Source organism: Termitidicoccus mucosus (genome assembly GCF_038725785.1).
Lineage (GTDB): Bacteria > Verrucomicrobiota > Verrucomicrobiia > Opitutales > Opitutaceae > Termitidicoccus > Termitidicoccus mucosus.
In genome coordinates this window covers 5,626,458-5,632,500 of the sequence record NZ_CP109796.1, presented here as the reverse complement: position 1 = coordinate 5,632,500, position 6,043 = coordinate 5,626,458, and the positions used below count along the sequence as shown (strand labels likewise).

Sequence of the window (6,043 nt, the reverse complement as noted above, 5' to 3'; positions counted from 1 at the left end):
CACCGCCGAGCTGCCCTCCTCCGTTTACGGCATCCGCAAATACCTCGGCAGCGGCCTCGTCCCCGGCATCGGCAAGGTCTACGCCAACAAGATCGTCGACGCCTTCGGCACCGACACTCTCCGCGTCCTCTCCGAGGAATCCGCGCGCCTGCGCAGCGTCCCCGGCATCGGCAAAGTCCGCGCCGCCGCCATCAAAAAAGCCTGGGACGACCAGCGCGCCCTCCGCGAAATCCACATTTTTCTCCAGACCTACGGCGTCACCACCTCGCAGTGCGTAAAACTCATCAACCGCTACGGCGCCGAGGCGATGCAGATCATCCAGCGCGAGCCCTACCGGGTCGCCCGCGACATCGACGGCATCGGCTTCAAGACCGCCGACCGCATCGCCATCAACCTCGGTTTCGCCAACGACGCCCCGCCCCGCCTCGACGCCGGCCTGCTCTTCGCCATGGAAACGCTCCAGGAGGAAGGCCACACCGCCATCCGCGAAGCCGACCTCCGCGACCACGCCGCCGCGCTCCTCGAAACATCCCCCGACCTCGTCACCGGGCGCATCGCCGCGCTCATTGAAAAAAAGGAACTCGTCGCGCACGCGGAAACCGGCGCCGACGCCATCCCTGCATCCGCCGCCAGCGCCGGAGCCGCGCCGGCGCCCCTGCCCGGCTCCGCCCTCGTCCAGCTTCCCTTCCTCGACCGCGCCGAGCAGAAAATCGCCGCCACCCTCGCGCGCCTCCTCCGCGTTCCCGGCGGCCTCCCCGCCATCAAACACGAAGCCGCCGTGCAATGGGCCGAACAAAAAGCCGGCCTCGTCTTCGCCGACAGGCAGCGCGCCGCCATCACCGCCGCCTTGGTATCCAAGATTTCGATACTCACCGGCGGCCCCGGCACGGGCAAGACCGCGTCCCTCCGCGCCCTCGTCGACATCCTCAAGGCCAAGCGCGTGCGCGTGCACCTCGCCGCGCCCACCGGACGCGCCGCGCAACGCCTCGCCGAATCCACCGGCGGCTTTGCCAGCACCATCCACCGCCTCCTCAAATACGACCCCGCCAAGGGCGGCTTCTCCGCCAACGAAAACACCCCGCTCGCCACCGACTTCCTCATCGTGGACGAAGCCTCGATGCTCGACACCCGCCTCGCCTCCGCGCTTTTCCAGGCCATCCCCTCGCGCGCCCACCTCCTCCTCGTCGGCGACACCGACCAGCTCCCCAGCGTCGGAGCCGGCAACGTCCTCAAGGACATCATCGCCGTCGCCACCGGCGACGGCGATGTGACAGGTGACAAGTATCAAGTATCAGGATACAGAACCCCCTCCGCGCTGCCGCGCTCCGTCCGCATTCCGGTGACCCGCCTCGATGTCATCCACCGCCAGAAAGGCCAGAGCCAGATCGTCACCACCGCGCACGCCATCAACAACGGCGACGCCGCGCTCCCGCCCGCCACACCCGAGCTCGCCAACATCCAGGCCTGGGGCGACCTCACCTTCGTCATCGCCGACTCCCCCGACGACTGCCTGCGCAAAACCATCGCCCTCTGCACCGAGTTCATCCCGCGCCACTTCCACTATTTCCATCCCGTCCGCGACGTGCAGATCCTCGCGCCCATGCACAAGGGCGCGGCCGGCGTCGCCAACCTCAACCAGCAGCTTCAGGCCGCGCTCAACCCCCACGCCCGCGCCCAGCGCACGCTCAGCGGCGATTACCGTCCCGGCGACAAAGTCATCCAGCTCCGCAACAACTACGACAAAAACCTCTTCAATGGCGACATCGGCACCATCCTCGCCGCCGACGCGGAGACGGGCGCGCTCACAATTGATTTCGACGGCGAGAAACACGACTTCCAGCGCGGCGAGACCGGCGACCTCGCCCTCGCCTACGCCATCAGCATCCACAAAAGCCAGGGCAGCGAGTATCCCGTTGTCATTATCCCGCTGCTCAAGGCGCACTTCATGATGCTCCAGCGCAACCTGCTCTACACGGCGATCACGCGCGGAAAGAAAAAAGTCTTCATCGTCGGCGAGCCCGCCGCCTACGGCATGTCCGTCCGCAACGCCGAGTCCAAGCACCGCACCACCCATCTCCGGGAAAAAATCACCGAAGCGCTGGCGCACTAGGAGCGGCGACGTCCTCGACGCCGATCACCCCATTCCGGAACCTCTTTCCTCTTTATTCTTTATCTTTCCTCTTTCTCGCTGCTCGTTCCTGACGAAAGGGGAAAGATTCCGGAGGGTGGCATTACTTTGAGTTTTTTCCAAAAAAATCCTCCTTGCCGTCTTTCTTTGCGCCTTCGCTGTCAAAAACAGCCATTCAGACCGAACCTGAAAACACTCAGCGCACCTGCAGCGTGTCGCCCTCGTAAACCAGGCCGAGCGAGGGAATCTCTACCGCCTTGCGCGGGCCTTCTTTTTTCACGCGTCCGGCGATCCACGCATCGTGCCCGCAATCGCGGGCCGCGGCGACCACGGCACCGGCGATGCCCGGAGCGACATAGGCGGCAAACCCGATTCCTTGGTTGAAAGTGTTATACATCTCGCGCAGGGAAATGGGACCGGCCTCGGCGAGGAATTGGAAAAGCGCGGGAGCCGGGCGGGGCGCGGTGATCTCGTAAACGAAGGGCTCCTCCAGCCGCATGAGCTTGCGCCAGCCATGGCCGGTCACGTGGGCGACATAGTTGAGCTTGAGGCTGCGTTGCTGGCAGGCGCGCACGAAGTCCACATAGATGACCGAAGGGGCCAGAAGCGCCTCGCCAAAAGTCCGCGCGTCGCCGTGGCCGATGGGCGTGAGGTAGCCTTGCGGGAGGCGGGAGGCGATTTTCCGGCAGAGCGTGAGGCCGTTGGTCTGCACGCCGGAGGAGGCGAGAAAGATGATGGCGTCGCCCTCGCGCACATCGCCGGTGATGCGGAGATTTTTCGGCGAGATTTTTCCGATGGCGGAGCCGGCGAGCACGATCGTGCCGGGGTTGACGATGTCGCGCAGCGTGGGCGTCTCACCGCCGCCCCAGACCGCGCCGGCGCGGCGGCAGCCCTCGGCAAAACCCTCGACGAGCGCGCTGGCGCGGACTTCGTCGGCGAACCACGCGGAATCGCCGACGGCGGCGTGCATGGCGACGGAAATGGGCAGCGCCCCGCAAGTGACGAGGTCGTTGACGATGGTGGCGACGGTGTCGATGGCGATTTCGCGATAGAAGCATTTGCCGCCGCCTTTTGCGCCGCCGGTGGCCTCGTAATAGGCGTCGGCGACGAGATTCTTGGTGCCCAGCCCTTCCTCGACATGGGCGAGAAAATGATCGGCGGCCTCGATGAGATAGGCGCTTTCGCCACGCGTGGCCGCGGGCTCGGCATAGCCGTGCGGGGCAAGAAGTCCGGCGGTGGTGCGCGCGGCGCGCTGGCAGGCGCGCTTGAACGCGTCGAGTTGATCGTAGCTGACACCGGAAGATTCGTAGGAGAGCGACATGCGAGGGAATGAAGGCGAATGTAGAAGAAAGAATGGAGCATGGGGAAGCGTGGATTTGAGGCGGTGCCTGTCATCAGAGGGCGGTTCAAGGCGGTGGCTTCCCCACCGGGACTCCTTCTTTCTCTTTGGTCAGGAACGGGCAGGGAGAAAAATAAAGAGGAAAAATTCTGATAGGCATTACGCTGGGCTGCGCCCGGGTGCGAAAGACATCCGAAAAAAGCCTTGCATGCGGTTGGTCAACCCGTAGCGTGCGAACCCTTTCATTGGGTTGGTCCCCATCGTCTAGCCCGGCCTAGGACACCACCCTTTCACGGTGAGAACCGGGGTTCGAATCCCCGTGGGGACGCCAGCTCAATGAATTACGTAAGTAATTTTAGGGCAGGCAGTAGCACGGCAAATCGAGCACTGGCCAAACGACATTGAAGGCTACGTTGCCCAACCGATTGGGCAACATTCGCGTGAAACCCAACAAATTCGTCGTTACTCAGTTCAAAAATAGCAACGGCACCACAGCATGGCGCGTCGATGGACGCCTGCATGGCGTTCGCATCAGGAAAAACTTCAAAACGCGGGAGGAGGCTGCCGCCGAAAAGGCCTCGCTTGAGATCAAGGCGCTGCAAACCAGCGCCGGCATGCGTCAGATCGCGACGACATTGACCGAGGAACAAGCACGCGAGGCCGAGGCGCTGTTTCAACGCATGACGGGCAAAACGCACTCGCTTTCGTTCTACGTCGATTTCGCCATCGAGCATTACCGCGAACCGGAGCACCAGAAAACGTTGGCCGCTGCCATCGCTGAGTATGTTGCCGCCAAGGAGCACGAGTTCGACCAGCAATATATCTCCCTTCCCCAGCTCAACCGCATTACTTGGGATTTAAGAAGACTGGAAAAGCAGTTCCCCAAAAAGTCCGTCGCGGAGATCACCGTGCCTGAACTCGTGGTGTTTTTGGGGTCCCGCAAGCCCTGCATGAAAACATTCAACAACCAACGCGGCACACTCGGCACGTTTTTCAAGTTCTGTTTTCACCGTGGCTGGGTCACCGAAAACCCGATCTTAAAAGTGCCGCATTATCGCATTCGTCAACGACGCGGCGCCGCAAAAACGTTCAGCACGGCGCAGGCCCAAGAACTGATGGAACATTTCGAGACCTTCGAAGGCGGACGCTGGATTCCCTATTTTGCGCTTTGCCTGTTTGCCGGCATTCGCCCCGGTGTTCCGGATGGCGAGATCACAAAAATCAAACCCGAGGACGTAAGCCTGAAAACGGGGATCATCCATGTCTCCGCCGAGGCTTCGAAAGTGCGCGAACCGCGTAAAATCGTCATACAGCCGAATCTGGCGGCATGGCTACGCGCATATCCGCTGGACAAATTTCCAATCGTCGTGGGCGACTTTCAGAAACGGCGGGCCAAATTCAAAGACCGGTTCCATCTTACGCATGACGTGCTGCGGCACACATTTATATCGATGTTTGTTGGCAAATTCCGCTCCATCGGCGAAGCGGCAATACAGGCGGGCAACTCGGAGAGCATAATCCGCAAGCACTATCTTGATCTGAAAAGCACTGAGGAAGCCGAGGCGTTTTTCTCGATCATGCCCAAACATGTGGCGCTCCCACTTGCTGCCACGCAATCCTCCGGTGCCGGCCAGTCGGCGAATAACTCTGTCGAGGCATCCGAATCGAATTGCCTGCAAGCCGCGTAATACAAGGCAACCAACAAAGGCTATAAGCCGTGTCGTAGGGATACGGTTTATAGCCATTTTGGAGAATGCCTTATTCAAGGGTTTTAATTTTTACATGTTCAACCGAATCGCAACTAGAGATATGGAAACCATGACGTCGAACACACCAAACAATCCAAACACCGCCCTCACGGACATCGTTGGCCTGCGCCTTAGCGGGATTTTCCCGGCAGGGCGTGAACCGTCGATCCGCACTCTGCGCGAGTGGACAAAATTGCGCCGCATTCCATATCACCGCCTCGGTCACTTCGTATATTATGATGTTGCCGAGGTCGCCGCTCATATACGCACGAAACTCCTTATCCCTGCGCGAGGCTGACCGGGAAAATACCGCCATTTTTAAAGAATATCCTCAGTTAGCAGCCAAAACGACACACCCTGCGGGGTGTGTCGTTTTGGCATATTCACGTCCTGATGACGCAGCTTTGAAAAACCGGGAAAGTTAAAGCATCATTCAGCACCTATTTATAATTTATAAAAGGCGATATGTTCATGGCGAACCTTGATCCACCATGAAAAATATCAACCAAAAACAAATCATCAGAAACAGCACTGCCACCGCGGAATCAGACGGCAATACAGGATCGTTTTTTTTCGAACCGATTGATCCCCGAGAGGAGGCGCGTGCACAAACGATAGAGGCGTTCACGCGTCTGCTGATCTGGTTCGCCGAGGGGGCCAATGTCACACAGCGTGGCATCCGCGCAACCGTCGCGCTCTACTGCGTTCGTCCCGACTTGATCAACGGCATAACGCTTGAGCAGATTGGCGAGATGGGCGGCATCGGCGGCAAAGCCGTCTTTTCCATTGCGAAGGACTTTCGTGCCAGCATGGGCCTCGTGGCGTGAT

Annotated in this window: 5 protein-coding genes and 1 tRNA gene (1 of these 6 running past the window's edge); 4 read left to right on the top strand and 2 right to left on the bottom strand. The window is 60.5% G+C overall.

All coding sequences use genetic code 11. The annotated features are described in order from the left end of the window. A protein-coding gene (recD2, locus tag OH491_RS19665) for an SF1B family DNA helicase RecD2 (protein WP_068769973.1) crosses the window boundary here: on the top strand, positions 1 to 2,110 show its 3' portion. The gene continues 275 nt to the left of window position 1, outside the view; 2,110 of the gene's 2,385 nt are visible here — the last part of the coding sequence; its start codon lies off the left edge, out of view; it ends in the stop codon at positions 2,108 to 2,110. 214 nt (positions 2,111 to 2,324) lie between these two features. Here the strand turns inward: recD2 and OH491_RS19660 are convergent, their stop codons facing one another. Next, the gene (locus OH491_RS19660) at positions 2,325 to 3,449 is read right to left on the bottom strand and encodes an AIR synthase related protein (RefSeq protein ID WP_068769974.1); all 1,125 of its coding nucleotides are present in this window, start codon (positions 3,447 to 3,449) and stop codon (positions 2,325 to 2,327) included. A 271-nt stretch (positions 3,450 to 3,720) separates the two neighbouring features. On the opposite strand from OH491_RS19660, the gene OH491_RS19655 reads away from it, so the two are divergent. Together OH491_RS19655 and OH491_RS19650 are read left to right on the top strand one after the other, a co-directional pair. Beyond that, a tRNA-Glu gene (locus OH491_RS19655) sits at positions 3,721 to 3,798 on the top strand. A gap of 109 nt (positions 3,799 to 3,907) precedes the next feature. Then, on the top strand, positions 3,908 to 5,155 hold the full coding sequence (locus tag OH491_RS19650) for a tyrosine-type recombinase/integrase (protein WP_145928723.1): 1,248 nt from the start codon (positions 3,908 to 3,910) through the stop codon (positions 5,153 to 5,155). Between the two features lie 70 nt (positions 5,156 to 5,225). Here the strand turns inward: OH491_RS19650 and OH491_RS19645 are convergent, their stop codons facing one another. After that, a complete protein-coding gene (locus tag OH491_RS19645) occupies positions 5,226 to 5,477 on the bottom strand; it encodes a hypothetical protein (RefSeq protein WP_334319235.1) in 252 nt (83 codons plus the stop codon). A gap of 229 nt (positions 5,478 to 5,706) precedes the next feature. Here OH491_RS19645 and OH491_RS19640 point away from each other — a divergent pair, with 229 nt between their 5' ends. Next, positions 5,707 to 6,042 carry a hypothetical protein gene (locus OH491_RS19640; RefSeq protein ID WP_068769977.1) on the top strand — a complete coding sequence of 112 codons (336 nt, stop codon included), beginning with the start codon at positions 5,707 to 5,709 and terminating at the stop codon, positions 6,040 to 6,042. Position 6,043 lies beyond the last annotated feature (1 nt).